16 protein-coding genes are annotated in these 15,319 nt (G+C 73.4%); 6 read left to right on the forward strand and 10 right to left on the reverse strand.

The features are described from left to right. Nucleotides 1-199: 199 nt before the first annotated feature. Entirely contained in the window at nt 200-1,504 is a 1,305-nt protein-coding gene (locus tag HB370_RS18850; protein ID WP_030779736.1) for a fused response regulator/phosphatase, read from the forward strand. Nucleotides 1,505-1,601: 97 nt separating this feature from the next. On the opposite strand, the gene HB370_RS18855 is transcribed toward HB370_RS18850, so the two are convergent. The 6 genes from HB370_RS18855 to HB370_RS18880 all read right to left on the reverse strand — a co-directional run bounded on the left by HB370_RS18855 (nt 1,602) and on the right by HB370_RS18880 (nt 5,438). Then, nucleotides 1,602-1,958, reverse strand: a complete 357-nt coding sequence (locus HB370_RS18855) for a DUF2516 family protein (RefSeq protein ID WP_037655358.1) — start codon at nt 1,956-1,958, stop codon at nt 1,602-1,604. A 95-nt stretch (nt 1,959-2,053) separates the two neighbouring features. Further along, nucleotides 2,054-2,653 carry a hypothetical protein gene (locus tag HB370_RS18860; RefSeq protein ID WP_030779738.1) on the reverse strand — a complete coding sequence of 200 codons (600 nt, stop codon included), beginning with the start codon at nt 2,651-2,653 and terminating at the stop codon, nt 2,054-2,056. A gap of 80 nt (nt 2,654-2,733) precedes the next feature. Next, entirely contained in the window at nt 2,734-3,222 is a 489-nt protein-coding gene (locus tag HB370_RS18865) for a helix-turn-helix transcriptional regulator (protein WP_030779741.1), read from the reverse strand. Nucleotides 3,223-3,296: 74 nt separating this feature from the next. Further along, complete coding sequence (locus HB370_RS18870) at nt 3,297-3,932, reverse strand: TetR/AcrR family transcriptional regulator (RefSeq protein WP_244405561.1); 636 nt, start codon at nt 3,930-3,932, stop codon at nt 3,297-3,299. Further along, nucleotides 3,829-4,914 (reverse strand): NAD(P)/FAD-dependent oxidoreductase, encoded by a 1,086-nt coding sequence (locus HB370_RS18875; protein ID WP_030792070.1) that lies wholly within the window; start codon nt 4,912-4,914, stop codon nt 3,829-3,831. The genes HB370_RS18870 and HB370_RS18875 overlap by 104 nt, the downstream gene beginning before the upstream one ends. A gap of 83 nt (nt 4,915-4,997) precedes the next feature. Continuing rightward, complete coding sequence (locus HB370_RS18880) at nt 4,998-5,438, reverse strand: MarR family transcriptional regulator (RefSeq protein WP_030792067.1); 441 nt, start codon at nt 5,436-5,438, stop codon at nt 4,998-5,000. A 156-nt stretch (nt 5,439-5,594) separates the two neighbouring features. Between HB370_RS18880 and HB370_RS18885 the strand changes: the two genes are divergently transcribed. Further along, nucleotides 5,595-5,936: a hypothetical protein gene (locus HB370_RS18885; RefSeq protein WP_030792064.1), complete on the forward strand. Its 342-nt coding sequence runs from the start codon at nt 5,595-5,597 to the stop codon at nt 5,934-5,936. 124 nt (nt 5,937-6,060) lie between these two features. Beyond that, entirely contained in the window at nt 6,061-7,161 is a 1,101-nt protein-coding gene (locus tag HB370_RS18890; RefSeq protein ID WP_030792062.1) for an ABC transporter substrate-binding protein, read from the forward strand. Nucleotides 7,162-7,204: 43 nt separating this feature from the next. On the opposite strand, the gene HB370_RS18895 is transcribed toward HB370_RS18890, so the two are convergent. Next, complete coding sequence (locus HB370_RS18895) at nt 7,205-8,053, reverse strand: GNAT family N-acetyltransferase (protein ID WP_030792059.1); 849 nt, start codon at nt 8,051-8,053, stop codon at nt 7,205-7,207. A gap of 99 nt (nt 8,054-8,152) precedes the next feature. Between HB370_RS18895 and HB370_RS18900 the strand changes: the two genes are divergently transcribed. Both HB370_RS18900 and HB370_RS18905 read left to right on the forward strand, forming a co-directional pair. Beyond that, nucleotides 8,153-8,791, forward strand: a complete 639-nt coding sequence (locus HB370_RS18900) for a DUF6461 domain-containing protein (protein ID WP_030792055.1) — start codon at nt 8,153-8,155, stop codon at nt 8,789-8,791. A 100-nt stretch (nt 8,792-8,891) separates the two neighbouring features. Continuing rightward, nucleotides 8,892-11,285: an excinuclease ABC subunit UvrA gene (locus HB370_RS18905; protein ID WP_030792052.1), complete on the forward strand. Its 2,394-nt coding sequence runs from the start codon at nt 8,892-8,894 to the stop codon at nt 11,283-11,285. 54 nt (nt 11,286-11,339) lie between these two features. Here HB370_RS18905 and HB370_RS18910 read toward each other — a convergent pair whose 3' ends face one another. From HB370_RS18910 to HB370_RS18920, 3 genes are read right to left on the reverse strand one after another with little or no spacing between them, the layout of a single operon-like run. Continuing rightward, nucleotides 11,340-13,394: an ATPase AAA gene (locus tag HB370_RS18910; protein ID WP_030792049.1), complete on the reverse strand. Its 2,055-nt coding sequence runs from the start codon at nt 13,392-13,394 to the stop codon at nt 11,340-11,342. A 49-nt stretch (nt 13,395-13,443) separates the two neighbouring features. After that, nucleotides 13,444-14,058, reverse strand: coding sequence for a TetR family transcriptional regulator (locus tag HB370_RS18915; RefSeq protein ID WP_030792046.1), 615 nt, complete (start codon nt 14,056-14,058; stop codon nt 13,444-13,446). A gap of 35 nt (nt 14,059-14,093) precedes the next feature. Beyond that, nucleotides 14,094-14,684, reverse strand: coding sequence for a hypothetical protein (locus tag HB370_RS18920; RefSeq protein WP_030792043.1), 591 nt, complete (start codon nt 14,682-14,684; stop codon nt 14,094-14,096). Between the two features lie 158 nt (nt 14,685-14,842). Between HB370_RS18920 and dtd the strand changes: the two genes are divergently transcribed. Continuing rightward, nucleotides 14,843-15,268 (forward strand): D-aminoacyl-tRNA deacylase, encoded by a 426-nt coding sequence (gene dtd / locus HB370_RS18925; protein ID WP_030792040.1) that lies wholly within the window; start codon nt 14,843-14,845, stop codon nt 15,266-15,268. Nucleotides 15,269-15,319 lie beyond the last annotated feature (51 nt).

A 15,319-nucleotide genomic window follows, 5' to 3' on the forward strand; every position in this document is an offset into this window, starting at 1 on the left:
ACGTGAGCTTCGTCATCCCGGGCGGTCCGCCGGCGTGTCCAACTGCGGTACGGAACGCGGCATATGACGACCGCGGGCGGCGGAGCGACCCGGCTCACACCATTCCGCCGGGGCGGTCCCAGCCGCTATGGTCACCGGTCGGTGGGTCGAGACCCTCGATGCCGCCGTGCCCTCGGGGGGAGGGAAGGAACCCAAGACGATGCCCGTACCCGTACCGCGGCAGAGAGCGATCCCGGCCGTGGAGAGTGGTCAGGCGCAGGCCCCGCAGACCGTCGGCGGCCCCCTCAAGGAAGAGGCGCACCGCGACGCCACGCCCGCGCACGGCACCGGCGCCGCCACTCTCACCCTGCTGCTGATCGAGGACGACCCGGCCGGCTCGCCGATCGTGCCCGACCTGCTGGACTCGGCCGGCAAGCCGATCCGCGTGCGCACCGCCCGCAACCTCACCGAGGCCGAGCGGCTGCTCACCGACGACGTCCACTGCATCCTGCTGGACCTGGCGCTCCCGGCGCCCGGCGGCGACGACACCGACGACGAGCTGGCCGTGCTCCGGCACGTGCTGCGGCTCGCGCCCCGGCACGCCGTGCTCGCGCTGACCGCCTCCGGCGACGCCGAGCGCGGCGCCGAGGCCGTGCGCGTGGGCGCCCAGGACTATCTGTTCCGGGACGAGCTGGACGGCCGGCTGCTCAGCCGCGCCATCCGCTACGCCGTGGAGCGCAAGCGTTCCGAGACGGCCGAGCGGCGGCTCGCCGAGGGCCGGCTGCGCGCGCAGGAGAACCGCCGCCTGGAACGCGGACTGCTGCCCACCCCGCTGCTGGACGGCTCCTCGCTGCGGTTCGCCGCCCGCTACCGGCCGGGCCGCTCCCGGGCCCTGCTCGGCGGCGACTTCTACGACGCCGTGCGCACCCCGGACGGCACCGTGCACGCCATGATCGGCGACGTCTGCGGGCACGGCCCGGACGAGGCCGCGCTGGGCGTGGAGCTGCGCATCGCCTGGCGGGCGCTGACCCTGGCCGGGCTGTGCGGGGACGAGCTGCTGAACACCCTCCAGCAGGTGCTGGAGCACGAGCGCGCCGACGAGGAGATCTTCGCGACGCTGTGCACGGTGGACATCGCCCCCGACGGCCGCCGCGCGGGCCTGTGCCTGGCGGGCCACCCGGCCCCGCTGATCGCCCGCCCCGGCCGGGCGCCGCGGCTGCTGCCCTACGAGAACAACGGCCCCGCTCTCGGCCTGCTGCCCGGCGCCCGCTGGCCCCGGATGCAGGTGGAGCTGGGCGCCGAGTGGAGCCTGATGCTCTACACCGACGGCCTGATCGAGGGGCGGGTCGGCGTGGACGGGGAGCGGCTCGGGCAGGACGGCATGGTGGAGATGATCCGCCGGCAGCTGGCCGAGGGGCTGCGCGGGGAGGAGCTGCTGCGGGCCGCGGTGCACGAGGTCCGGGAGCTGAACGGGGGCGAGCTGACGGACGACGTGGCCGTGGTGCTGCTGGACCGGGCGGCGTAGAGGTTTCGCCGCGGGGCCGGCGCGCCGTTGCCGGGTGCGGGTGGAGAGCGGCGAACGGCCCCGGCGCCCCGCAGGCGCCCGCCCCCTTCGGTCGCCGCTACCGGCCGCCGTTCCACGGCCCGTACGGACCGTCGCTGCTGCTCCCCCGGCCGCGGCGGCCCCAGCCGCGGCCGCCGCCCACCTGCTGGAGGGCGGGGCGGACGTCGACGAGGTAGACGATGCTGGCGACCGCGCCGGCGATCGGCAGGATGGACAGGATCGAGAACAGGTAGCTGACCACGAGCGCGATGCCGAGGATGATCAGCCAGAAGACCTTGTTCTGCTTGTCGGCGGCGCGGAAGGCGTCCTCCCGCCGGAACGCGGCGTCGAACAGCCCGACCGCGGCCAGGGCCATGAGGATGATCTTCAGGATCCCCATGAACCCCGCGAAGCCCAGCATCAGCATGTCGCCCACCATCCGTTGATTCGCGAACCCCTGCTACGCCGCCACCGTACCCATAGAACGGGCCGGACACCCCAAAGGTGCCCGGCCCGTGCCCGTCCGGCCGGTCACTCTCCCTTGGCCGACGGCGTGGTCTTCTTCGCGGTGGTGGTCTTGCGGGCGGCCGGCGCCTTCTTCGCCGCGGGCTTCTCCTCCGCGGCGGGCTCGGCCTTCGCCCCGGCCGGCTTCGGCTCGTCGTCGCGGACCTCGACCGGCTCGGGCTTGCCCTCGACGGCGATCGCCAGGTCCTCGATCTCCTCGGCGGCCTCGCCACGCCAGGTCTTCACGGCCTGTTCGCCGTGCTCGGCGACCTTCTCGTAGGTCTCGCGGGCCTTGACGGCGTACTCGGCGGCGACGCCGACCCCGCGCAGGGCGAGGTCCTGCGCGGTCTCGCCCAGCTTCTTCACGTCGAGGGCGCCGATGAACTCGCCGACCTTGGCCTGAAGGGTCGCCTGCGCCTCCTTGGCGCGGGAGGCGGCCTTCTCCTGCACGGCCTTGGGGTCGGTGTTGCGTACGGCGTCGATGCGGGCCGGGGCCTCGGCGCGCAGCTGCTCGACCAGGGCCGGCACCTTCTTGGCCTGCTGAAGCGCCAGATCGGCGGTGCCGGCGGCGAAGTAGAGCGGGGTCGGGTCGCTGAGGGTCTTGCGCAGGTCGTCGGTGATGGCCATGGTGGGGATCCTCCCGGATCGGATTCGCGTTCGGCTGGGTTGACGAGGTCCGCGGCGGGCGTCCGAGCCCTGGTCCGGCGTTATCCGGCCGTCCGCCGCCGGCCTGCGCCGGTGTCGCTTCCGGCGGCATCGCCTCCGCCGTCCGTACTGCTGCCGCCGCCGGTCGCCTGGTCCGCGGTGCCGTCCCCGTCCCGCGCCGGCCCGGCCGCCTCTCCGGTCCCGAATCCGTTCTCCTTGCGGAAGGACTCGTAGATCTGGAGCAGCACCTGCTTCTGCCGCTCGTTGAGCGAGGGGTCGGCGAGGATGACGGCGCGCGTCTCGGCCTCGTCCCGGTCCCGCTCGGCGTCGAGGATGCCGGCGCGCACGTACAGCGTCTCGGCGGAGATGCGCAGGGCCTTGGCGACCTGCTGGAGCACCTCCGCGCTGGGCTTGCGCAGTCCGCGCTCGATCTGGCTCAGGTACGGGTTGGACACCCCGGCGGCGTCGGCGAGCTGCCGCAGCGACAGCTGGGCGTTGCGCCGCTGCTCGCGCAGGTACTCACCGAGATTGCCGACGTTCAGCGATGCCATGCCTCCACCATGCCCACCCTCGCTAACTTTTGCAAGCACCCGCTTGCAAAAGTGTGTCGCAGGCGGGGGTGCACTCAGGCCTTGGCCTGGCCGGCGCCGCCGTAGTGGCCGTCTCCGACCGGCCTCAGCGCCCGCGCGAGCGCGTCGACGGTCACGCCGACGATCGCCCGGAGTTGCTCCGGGCTCGCCCCGGCCCTGCCCATCACCGCGAGGGACTGGTTCACGGCCGCTACGTGAACGGCGAAGTCCTCGGCCTCCTCGTCGGACATTCCGCCGGCCTTCAGCGCGGTGCGCAGGCGCGGGCGCTGGAGGCCGAACAGCTCTTTGACACGCTCCGCGACGCCCGGGCTCAGCGCCGGACTCGCCATGACCGACTGGGCCATCAGGCATCCGTCGGGCACGGCGGGATCGGCGATGCGCCCCAGGGTGACGTCGAAGAACGCGCGGACGGCGGCGACGGGGTCCTCGGCCGCGCACGAGAGGGCGGCGTCGTACTTGGCGCCGTAGCGCGTGGCGTATCGATCCAGGCAGCGGAGGAAGAGCGCGTCCTTGTCACCGAGCGAGGAGTAGATCGAGCTGCGGTTCAGGCCGGTCGCCCGGGACAGGTCAGTACGGTGTGTATTCGGGGTAGTAGGCCGCGGCGGCGGTGGCCGTGTCGATGTTCCGCGGGAAGAGCGCGGCTTCGTAGGCGCGGATGGCCGCGTCCACATTCTCGGGCTGTCGGCCGATGGCGTTGCCGAGCTGACCCGCGTCGAAGAGTGCCCAGTTCGCCCCTTCGCCGTCCGGCGGGGCCAGATGGGCGGCGTCTCCGATGAGCGTGGCCCCGGGTACGTGTTCCCAGCGGTGTCCGATCGGCAGCCCGTACAAGGGGCGGAAGACCGGCGGGACGTCGCTGTCCGCGACCAGGGCGACGAGCTCCGGCGCCCACCCATCGAACATCGCCGCGACCGTACGGGCGGCCGCAGGGCCGTCATCGAAGTCGATGCCGTCGAACCAGTCGAGCGGCTGGTCGAACATGGCGTAGGAGTGCAAGGTGTCCGCGCGCTCGCGCTGCACGCCGAGACCGATGCGAGTGGTTTCGTCGTAGGCGGTCATCGACCCGCTACCGACCAGCGCCAGGGTGGCGGGGTGCCGGGTGTCGCTCTCGTACAGGTACGTCTCGATCATCGAGCGTCCGGCATAGGCCGGCGTGGCGTCGGAGAGCAGCGGCCGGACCTTGGACCAGGCGCCGTCGGCACCGACGAGGATGTCGGTGGCGATCGTCGATCCGTTGGCGAAGGTCACTTCGTGACGGCCGTCGGCGAGGGTCCGGACGCTCCGAGTCCTGTGGCCCCAGACGACCGTGCCGGGGGGCAGGGATTCCAGCAGCAACTGCCGGAGCTCGCCACGCTGCACCTCGGGGCGGCCTCCGGCGGGGTCGTCGGGCCGGTCCGCCAGGATGGTGCCGTCAGGCGCCACATCGCGGGACGCCTGGCGGCCTTCGAGGACGAGGGACCGGAAGCCGTTCATCAGACCGGCGGCACGGATTCCGTGCTGTCCGTTGTAGTCGTGGATGTCGAGCATGCCGCCTTGGCCCCGGGCCCGAGCGGACGCCTCCGCTTCGTACACCGTGGAAGCGATGCCATGAACCGCCAGGGTTCGTGCCAGGGTCAGTCCCGCAAGACCGGCACCGATGATCGTGATCTGGGTCATACCTGGATTCCTTACTGCTGCTGGAGGAACCGGCGGTCCTGCCCGCAAGGCTTCCGGCCGCCGTGCGGAGCAGTGGAGCCGGGTCAGGGAGAGCCGGGTGGCTCGATCCGGGACGCGAGCTGTTCCAGCAATTCATGGAGCCGCGCCCGCCCTGCGGCACCCAGCGGCGCGAGGATCGACTCCTCGACACCGTCCATTGCCTCTTCGAAACCCTGGATCAGCTCGGAGCCCGCTGGAGTGACACGCACCCGGCGGCTGCGCGTGTCGTCCTCCTGCGTCTGGCGCTCCACGAGTCCGCGCCGCTCGAGTCCGGCCAGGAGCCGCGAGACGCTCGGCGCACTGGTGCGCATGGCCCGCGCGACGTCACGCTGAATGGCGTCCGGGTTCTTCGACAGGTACGCCAGCACTGCACTCTGCTCGTGCGTGAGGCCGCGTTCCCGTATCCAGTCTTCAGCGATGCGCCGCTGTCCCCACACCACCCACCGCATCAGCTCCAACGTGCTCTCTCGGTTCGCTCCACCCATAGTTAGTACACTAACTGTTGTCGGGTTAACTATCAAGCCGGGCATGGTCTCGACGTCGACACCAGCAGCCTGTTCCAGGACACTTCGGTCGGCCCGCTGCGGGTCCGGCCGCACGGCCGGTGACCCGCCGGCCTTGGAACCGGGAGGATCTCTACGGTGGACATCTCGGACGACGGTCCGGAACTGGCTCCCGAGTGGCGGGACGCCGGCCACAACGTGTGCGGGATTCTTCGGGGCCACGGCGTCTCCGCCGTGGCCGAGCTGTTCGTCCGGGCGGGGTGGAGGTCGGACTCCTCGTCCTGGGAGGGGTACGAGGTCCAGACGCGCTGGTGCCGGGTCGAGCTCGATCCGCTCGACCGGGCGGAGACCCTGCTGAACGGCGTCGTCGACCCCGGCAGGCTCGACGTCCTCGCCTCGCTGCTCTCCCGGTTCGGGGTGGGCTTCGTCCTGGAGCTGTACGACGAGAGCGGTGGCCTGCTCCGGGAGGTCACCGGCTGAGCCTCCCGGGGCCCGAGGGGCGGATAATCGGTTGCCCGCCGACGGGGGCCGTGGCTGGAATGACCCGCATGATCAACCGTGTGGGCCCTCCGGGGCGGGGCGAGACGGGCGGGGGCGTCGCCGTATGAGTACGTCGCTTGGGATGGGCCGGGCCGACGGGGTGGTCCGGGTCGGGGCCCTCGCCCCACTGACGCCGCCCGGCTGGGTCGGGGCGGGTCGGCATCTGCTCGCCGGGCTCGAACTGGGCGTGCGGGACGTCAATGACGCCGGCGGGGTCGGCGGGCGACCGCTGGAGCTGGTGGTGCGGGACACCGCGGCCGATCCACAGCGGGCCGCCGCGGCCGTGGACGAACTGGCCCGGCTGGGCGTGGCCGCCGTGGCGGGCGAGTACCACAGCGTCGTCGCCCGTGCCGCCGCCGCCCGGGCGGACGCCCTCGGCCTGCCCTTCCTGTGCTCGTCCGCGGTCCTCGACGCGCTCACCGCACAGCCGACGGAATGGGTGGCCCGGATCGCCCCGGCGCAGTCCCACGGCTGGCGCCTCTACGCGGACTTCCTGCTCGGCGCGGGCCACAGCCGGATCGCCGTGGCGACCCAGCCGAGCGTCTACTGGGCGTCCGGGACCGGCATCCTGCGCGAGCACATCGCGCCGCGCGGCGGCAGCGTCGTGGAACTCGACATGAGCGCGCTCGGCCCCGCCGCCCTGTGCGACGCGCTCGCCGTCCAGGGCGCGACGGCCCTGCTCCTGCTGGTCGGCCACCCGGAGCCGGCCGCGTCCGTCGTCAGGTCCGTGCGCCGCGATCCCCGCCTCGCCGGCGTCCTGATCGGCGCCCCGGCCGGGCAGCCGGAGTTCGCCGAGTGGGCGACGCTGCTGGGCGCCGACGGCGCGGGGATCCCGTTCCTGCGCTATCTGCCCGAGCGCCTCACCCCGCTCGGCGCCCGCGTCGAGGCGGCCCTGCGCGAGCGGCTGGCCGAAGCGCCCTCCTTCGTCGCCTTCGAGGGCTACGACACGATCGCCGTACTCGCCGACGTTCTGCGCGCCCACGGCACGGACCGGGCGCGCACCGCCGCGTCCTGGCCGCGGGTCGCGACCGACGGCACCCGGGGACCGATCCGTTTCTCCCGCGCGCCGGGCATCAGCGTCCGGCAGTGGGCCTGGCCGCCGGTCCAGATCGTGGACCGGGACCCTGCGGCTCCGGACCGCTTCCGGGTCCTCCACACGGGTTGAGGGGCAGCGGGGCAGCAAGGCGGTTGCCCGGTGGCATCCGGTCTCACGTGAAGTCGTGCACCGTGAACTCGGCGACCGGGTCGTACCCGAGGCGCTGGTACAGCGCGGTGCTGGTGGGGTTGGCCGGGTCCGCGAACAGGACGACCGTGTGCGCGCCGGCGGCCAGCGCGGCCCGGCCCACCTGCGCCGTCACCGCGCCCGCGTAGCCGCGACCGCGCAAGTGGGCGGGGGTGTAGACGGGGTCCACCCGCACGTGACCGGCGACGATCGGGGTCGCGCCGGCCATGGAGACGGGTGTGCCGTCCGGGGTCTCCCAGAAGGTGAAGCGCTTGGCGGCGAAGCGGGTGCCGGGCCAGTCGGCGTCGTCCGCGGGGAAGTCCTCCCCGACGTCCGCCGTGAACGCGTGGCACCAGCGCACGACGTGCTCGTGGTCGCGCTCGCCGACGGCCCGGGCCCGGCCCTCCGGGTGCGGGTCCGGCGGGGCAGGGGTGCCGAGCCGGTACAGCCGGACCCGCTGTGCGCGCAGGGCCGGCGTGGCGCCCGTGTGCCGCCGCCACGCCTCGGCGAAGGCGGCGGCGGTGTGCTGCTCGGCGCTGACCCCGGGAAGGACATGGCGGAGTCCGGCCAGCCGGGCGGCGAGGGTGCCGGCCTGCTCCGGGGTGAGGACGGTGGGGCTCAGCAGACCCCGCGCCCTGCGGTGGAAGGCGGCACGGACCTCGCCCGACTCCTCCAGGTATCCGAAGAGCGGGGCCGGGGACGAGGGCGGCGAGGGCCGGGACGCGGTCACCGTCAGCGCCATGGTGTGCAGATCCGGGCGCGAGCGCAGGAAGCCCCCGGCCCGGGCGAGGAAGGCGTCGACGTCTTCGGTGAGGTGCCAGTCATCCGGTCGCATGCCGGAAACTTCCGCCGCACGGCCCGCCCCAAACCCACCGCATCGCGAAGCCGCCGGGCCCGGAGAGGAGTGTCAGTGGCATGCGCGAGGATCTCCCCCATGACCACGACGACCGCCGCCGACTACACCTGGTTCGAGGACCGCTTCCCGGACCTCGCGGAGGCGTACTGCTTCACGCTGGTACGCGGCCTGCGGCCCGCCGAGGTGCTGGACCGCCTGGGCGGGCGCGCCGAGCCCGCGCTGACCGGCCCGGACGCGGTGGTCGAGGCCGCCTTCGACCTCGTCCGCGCGTCGGACGGCAGGCGGCAGCTGCTCGCCATGACGTCCGTCGGTGCCTGGACCCTGCTGATCGAACCCAACGGCTGCACCGGCGTCACCGAGGACCGGGCGCGGCCCGCCTCGGCCGGGACCCGCTGGGTGTCGCACTTCGTCAACATCAACGGCCTCGACGCGTTCTTGTGGGCCGAGGACACCGTACGGCGCCTCTGGTTCGAGCCCGGGTTCCCCGACGAGCGCTGGGGCACCACGCCGGACGAGCTGCTGGACGCGATGCACGGCGTCGGCTTCCGCTTCGGGGACGACGAGGAAGCCGACGAAGCCGAGGAAGCCGACGACCCCGGGCCCGACCTGTCCGCACCGGCCGCCTTCGCCCTCGCCGAGCACCTGACCGGCGTCGCCGTCACGCCGGAGCTGCTGGAGAGGACCACCTTCGCCTGCGGCAGCGTCGGGACCCGGTGATCCGAGCAGCACGCCGGGCTCCCGTAACAGGGTCAGGAATGGAGAAGCGGGCGGGCGGGGTGCGCCGCTAGCGTGGCGGGGGTTTCACGGACGAGAGGCGATGAGCATGACCACGAGGACGGACGACACGCCGGTGCCGGTGCCGCACGCCGCCGACAGCCACGAGCTGATCCGGGTCCACGGTGCTCGGGAGAACAACCTCAGGAACGTCACCGTGGAGATACCCAAGCGCCGGCTGACGGTGTTCACGGGCGTCTCCGGCTCGGGCAAGAGCTCCCTGGTGTTCGACACCATCGCCGCGGAGTCGCAGCGGCTGATCAACGAGACGTACAGCGCGTTCGTCCAGGGGTTCATGCCCACCCTGGCGCGGCCCGACGTGGACGTGCTCGACGGGCTGACCACCGCGATCATCGTGGACCAGCAGCGGATGGGCGCCGACCCGCGTTCCACGGTCGGCACCGCCACCGACGCCAACGCGATGCTGCGCATCCTGTTCAGCCGGCTCGGCACCCCGCACATCGGCTCGCCCAAGGCGTTCTCCTTCAACGTCGCCTCCATCAGCGGGGCCGGCGCGGTCACCCTGGAGCGCGGCGGGAAACAGGTGAAGGAGCGCCGCGAGTTCAGCATCACCGGCGGCATGTGCCCGCGCTGCGAGGGCCGGGGCACGGTCACCGACATCGACCTGACCCAGCTCTACGACGCGGACAAGTCCCTCAACGAGGGCGCGCTCACCATCCCCGGTTACAAGCCCGGCGGCTGGAACCACCGCCTGTACACCGAGTCCGGCCTCTACGACCCGGACAAGCCGATCCGCACCTTCAGCAAACAGCAGCTGGACGACTTCCTGTACCGCGAGCCGACCCGCATGAAGATCGCGGGCATCAACATGACGTACGAGGGTCTCGTCCCGCGCATCCAGAAGTCCATGCTCGCCAAGGACCGGGAGGCGATGCAGCCGCACATCCGGGAGTTCGTGGACCGCGCGGTCACCTTCACCACCTGTCCGGACTGCGCCGGTACCCGGCTCAGCGAGGCCGCCCGCTCCTCGAAGATCAAGGGGATCAGCATCGCCGACGCCTGCGCGATGCAGATCAGCGACCTGGCCGTGTGGGTGCGGGAGCTGGACGAGCCGTCCGTGGCGCCGCTGCTCGCCTCGCTGCGCGACACCCTCGACTCGTTCGTGGAGATCGGCCTCGGCTATCTCTCCCTGGACCGTCCCGCGGGCACCCTCTCGGGCGGCGAGGCGCAGCGTACGAAGATGATCCGCCACCTCGGCTCCTCGCTGACCGACGTCACGTACGTCTTCGACGAGCCGACCGCCGGTCTGCACCCGCACGACATCCGGCGGATGAACGACCTGCTGCTGCGGCTGCGGGACAAGGGCAACACGGTGCTCGTGGTGGAGCACAAGCCGGAGGTCATCGCGATCGCCGACCATGTGGTGGACCTCGGTCCGGGCGCGGGTACGGCGGGCGGCACCGTCTGCTTCGAGGGCACCGTCGCCGGGCTGCGCGCGGCCCGCACGCTCACCGGCCGCCATCTGGACGACCGGGCCGCGCTGAAGGACACGGTGCGCGACCCGTCCGGAGCGCTGGAGATCCGCGGCGCCACGACCCACAACCTGAAGGGCGTCGACGTCGACATCCCGCTCGGGGTGCTGACCGTGGTGACCGGGGTGGCCGGTTCCGGCAAGAGTTCGCTGGTGCGCGGGTCGGTACCGGCCGGCGCGGGCGTGGTCTTCGTCGACCAGGCCCCGATCCGCGGCTCGCGGCGCAGCAACCCGGCGACGTACACGGGGCTGCTGGAGCCGGTCCGCAAGGCGTTCGCCAAGGCCAACGGGGTCAAGCCGGCGCTGTTCAGCGCGAACTCGGAGGGCGCCTGCCCGGCCTGCAACGGCGCCGGGGTCGTCTACACCGACCTGGCGATCATGGCCGGGGTGGCCACGACGTGCGAGGAGTGCGAGGGCCGGCGGTTCGACGCCTCGGTGCTGGAGTACCGGCTCGGCGGCCGGGACATCAGCGAGGTGCTGGCGATGACGGTGGAGCAGGCCGAGGAGTTCTTCGGCAGCGGTGAGGGCCGTACCCCGGCCGCGCACCGGATCCTGCGGAACCTGGCCGACGTGGGCCTCGGCTACCTCACCCTCGGCCAGCCGCTCACCACGCTGTCCGGCGGCGAGCGGCAGCGGCTGAAGCTGGCCACGCACATGACCGACAAGGGCGGGATCTACGTCCTGGACGAGCCGACCACCGGCCTGCACCTGGCCGATGTGGAGCAGTTGCTCGGCCTGCTGGACCGGCTGGTCGACGCGGGCAAGTCGGTGATCGTCATCGAGCACCACCAGGCGGTCATGGCGCACGCGGACTGGATCATCGACCTGGGCCCGGGCGCCGGCCACGACGGCGGCCGGATCGTCTTCGAGGGCACCCCGGCGGAGCTGGTCGCGGCCCGCTCCACGATCACCGGCGAGCACCTGGCGGAGTACGTCGGCCGCTGAGCCTCGTCCGGGTCTCAGAACGGCGTACGCCGGCCGCTGAGCCCGTCCGGGGTCTCAGAACGGCAGCGGGCGGGCGTGCACCACGTCCAGGCGGGACACCGCCCGGGTCAGCACCACGTACAGCCGGTGCATGCCCCGCTCCTCCGCCTCCGCCACGGCGGCCGGTTCCACGGCGATGACGTGGTCGTACTCCAGGCCCTTGACCAGGCCGGCGGGGACGACGGCCAGCCGGGCGCCGAGCGCCTCGGGGCCGGCCGCGTCCAGGCCGGCCCCGGTCAGGGCGGCCCGTACCCGGTCGGCGTCCGCGTCCGCCGTGATCACACCGACCGAGCCCTCCCGGGCGAGGGCCTCGCGGACGGCGGTCACGGTGGCGGCGAGCACGTCCTCGGCGGGCCGCAGGGTCAGCTCGCCGTCGGTGCGCAGCGAGGTGGCCGGGGGGACGGCGACATCGAGGCGGGCGAGCAGCCGGTTGGCCAGGTCCAGCACGGCGGCCGGCACCCGGAACCCGGTGGTCAGCGGCACCACGGCCGCGTCGGGCCGGCCCAGGTGGCGCAGCTGGACGGACCAGTCGCGGGCGGCCCACGGGGTGGTGCCCTGGGCGAGGTCGCCGAGGACGGTGAGCGAACCGAAGGCGGCCCGGCGGGCGATGGCCCGGCACTCCATCGGGGAGAGGTCCTGCGCCTCGTCCACGACGATGTGACCGTAGCCCTCGGGGTGTTCGATCAGCCCGGCCAGCTCGTCCAGCAGGACCAGGTCGGCGGCGGACCAGCGGGCGGACTTGTACGAGCGGGGCGGGCGCGGCCACAGCAGCGCCGCCCGCTCCCCGGGGTCCAGCAGGCCGTCGGCGGCGCGCGCCAACGCCTCTGCGTCGCTGAGGAGTTCGGCGAGGACCTCCTCGGGGCGGACCTTCGGCCACACCGCGTCGAGCTGCGCGGTCAGCGGCCGGCACCGTTCGATCCGGCGGACCCAGGCGGCGGGCTGCACCCCGGAGCGCCGCTCGGCCTGCTCGCGCAGCCGTCGTACGACCCGGGTGCGCACCCGTTCCCGCCCGATGGCGTACGGGGGTTCCTCGGCGCGGACCTCGGCCACGATGCCGGCCAGTTCCCCGGCGGACACCCGCCAGCGGTAGGAGCCGTCGGGGACGGCGAGGTCGGTGACGCCGTCGGTGGTGACCCGCGCGTACAGCGCCCGGCGCAGCACCTCGGCCATGCGCGGGTCGTGTTTGACGGTGGCCGTGGGCAGCGGGTCGGTGCCGGTGACCGGGTGGCGGGCCAGCTCGTCCAGCAGGGTGCTCTGGCGGTAGCCCTTGTCGGCCGTGCCGCGCCGTGCGGTCTCGCCGAGGGAGGGCAGCACCTCGGCGATGTACCGCAGGAAGGTCGGGTTGGGGCCGAGGATCAGCAGGCCGGAGCGCTGGAGCCGCTTGGGGTGGGTGTAGAGCAGGTACGCGGCCCGGTGCAGGCCGACGGCCGTCTTGCCGGTGCCGGGCGCGCCCTGCACGCACACCGAGTCGGTGAGGTCGGCGCGGACCAGGTCGTCCTGCTCGGGCTGGATGGTGGCGGCGATGTCCCGCATGGGGCCGACGCGGGGCCGCTCGATCTCGCGGGCGACGATGTCGCTGGTCCGGGCCTCGCCCCGGCCCAGGTGCTCGTCCTCCAGCGCGGTGAGGTCGGTGGCCTCGCCCCGGCTGCCCGGGGCCCAGCCGAAGCGGCGGCGCACCTCGACGCCCTGCGGGTCGGTGGCGTCGGCCTGGTAGAAGGCGCGGGAGACGGGGGCCCGCCAGTCGACGACGAGCGGCGGGGCGGCCGGGTCCTCGGTGATGCGCACCCGGCCCACGTGGTAGCTCTGCCCGCCGTGCTCGGGGTGGCCGTCGGTGAAGTCGAGCCGGCCGAAGAACAGCGGGCCGGGCGGCAGTTCGCGCAGGGCCTTGGCCTGGCTGCGCAGCCGGTAGCCGAGGACTTCGGCGTCGGCTCCGGAGGCGGAGACGTCCTCGCCCACGACGACCTGTTCGGCGGCGCCGTCGACCATCGCGGCGAGGGCGGCGCGGCAGGTCTCGTGGTAGGCGCGCTCGGTGTGCAGGGCTTCCGTGAGGGCGGGGTCGGTCGACGTCATGCCGCCAGCGTACGACAAAACATTACCGAGTTAAATTTCTTACCGAGTCTCAGCGAGCGGGCCGCAGCTCCGGCAGCGCCTCGGCCAGCCGCCCGAACGCCCGCTCGGCCGCCCGTACGGCATCCGGCGCGACGTCCTCGACCGGCTCCCCCGCCGCGATCCGCCGCCAGTTCTCCTGGGCGAGGACCCGCTGGACGGCAATGATCTGCCCGGCGGCCAGCCGCGCGTCCAGACCGCCGCCGAGCGCCTCGGCGAGCGCCGCCTCCGACCGCTCCTGATGGGCGTAGGCCCGCGCCACCAGGGAGGGGGTGCCATAGAGCAACCGGTGGAAGGCGAGCACCTCGGGGTGGTCGTTCAGGCCGGTCACCGGGTCCCGCCGGTCCAGCCCCGCGAGGAAGTGCCGACGCAGCGCGCCCACCGGGTCCGCCGCCCCGGCGACCACCCGGGCGGCCTCCGCCTCGTGGTCCGCGATCCGGTGCAGGACCAGGTCCTCCTTGGCCGGGAAGTACCGGAAGAGGGTCGGTTTGGAGATCCCGGCCGCGGCGGCGACCTCCGCCACCGACACCGCGTCGAAGCCCCGCTCCAGGAACAGCCGTACGGCGATGTCCGACACGTCCTGGTACATCCGCTGCTTCTTGCGCTCGCGCAGACCCATCTCACCCATGGTGGGGAGCCTACGCAGACCGGACCCGGCCGCGCTCAGGTCAGCAGGTCGTCCACCTGGGCCTCGCCCTCCCGGTACCGGCGCGCGATCTCCCCGCTGCAGTCGTCGGCGGTGCGCTGGAGGCGCTGGCGGCAGCGGGACACCTCCTGCTCGTAGCGGACCAGACGGCCCATGGCGGCGGTCAGCTCCGGGTCGGTGCGCGCCGTCAGGTCGGACAGCTCCACCTCGGCGAGCATCTCCGCGGCCAGCCGCCCGTACTCCTCGTTGTGCGGGGTGCCGAGCGTGACATGGCGGGCCGAGGACCGCTGCCGGGCCGGGGCGTCCTTCAGGATCTCCGCGAGCCGGTCGACCACGGAGCCGTCGGCCGGCGCCGGCACGGGTACCCGGCCGCGCCGCCCCAGCTCGGCGCGCAGGATGTCGATACGGCCCTGGAGCAGCCGCCGCACATAGCTGAGGTCCGCCTCGTCCCGCTGGGCGTCCCGGCGCAGGGCGCGCAGCTCGGGCAGGCTCAGCCGGGCCAGGCCGGGCTCGCCGGACCCGGGCTCCGGGGGGCCTTCGGTGCGCTGCGCGGGCGGCCGGTGCGTCCCCTCGGTCCCCAGCCGCCCGCTCGTGCTCGGTGTGCTCATCTGCGTGACCGTCCCCTCGACCGGCGTGTGGGAAGCATCGTGCCACCCCAACCGACCGCTATGTGACCGAGAGCCCCCGAACGGCCCCAGATGGGGGGTAACGGATCCATATTGGTCCCCGTGCGGGCGGCGGCGGGACACCGGGCATCATGGTCGGCATGCGTGCGGTGGTACAGAGGGTGGACGGCGCGAGCGTCGTCGTGGACGGCGAGACGGTCGGCGCGATCGAGGGCGAGGGGCTGTGCGTCCTGGTGGGGGTGACCCACGAGGACACCAAGGAGAAGGCGGCCCAGCTCGCGCGCAAGCTGTGGACGATCCGGATGCTCCAGGACGAGCGGTCGTGCAGCGACACCGGGGCGCCGCTGCTGGTGATCAGCCAGTTCACCCTCTACGGCGACGCCCGCAAGGGCCGCCGCCCCACCTGGAACGCGGCGGCCCCCGGCGACATCGCCGAGCCCCTGGTCGACGAGGTCGTGGCCCAGCTGCGCGCCCTGGGCGCGACGGTGGCGACGGGCCGCTTCGGCGCGCGGATGAGGGTGAACCTGACGAACGACGGACCGTTCACAGTGCTGCTGGAGATGTGAAGCGCCCCGAAGGGGCGCGGGGCTGTGTCCGACATGCGGCTCCGCCGCGTG

The organism is Streptomyces sp. DSM 40868 (assembly GCF_011820545.1).
Classification (GTDB): domain Bacteria; phylum Actinomycetota; class Actinomycetes; order Streptomycetales; family Streptomycetaceae; genus Streptomyces; species Streptomyces eurythermus.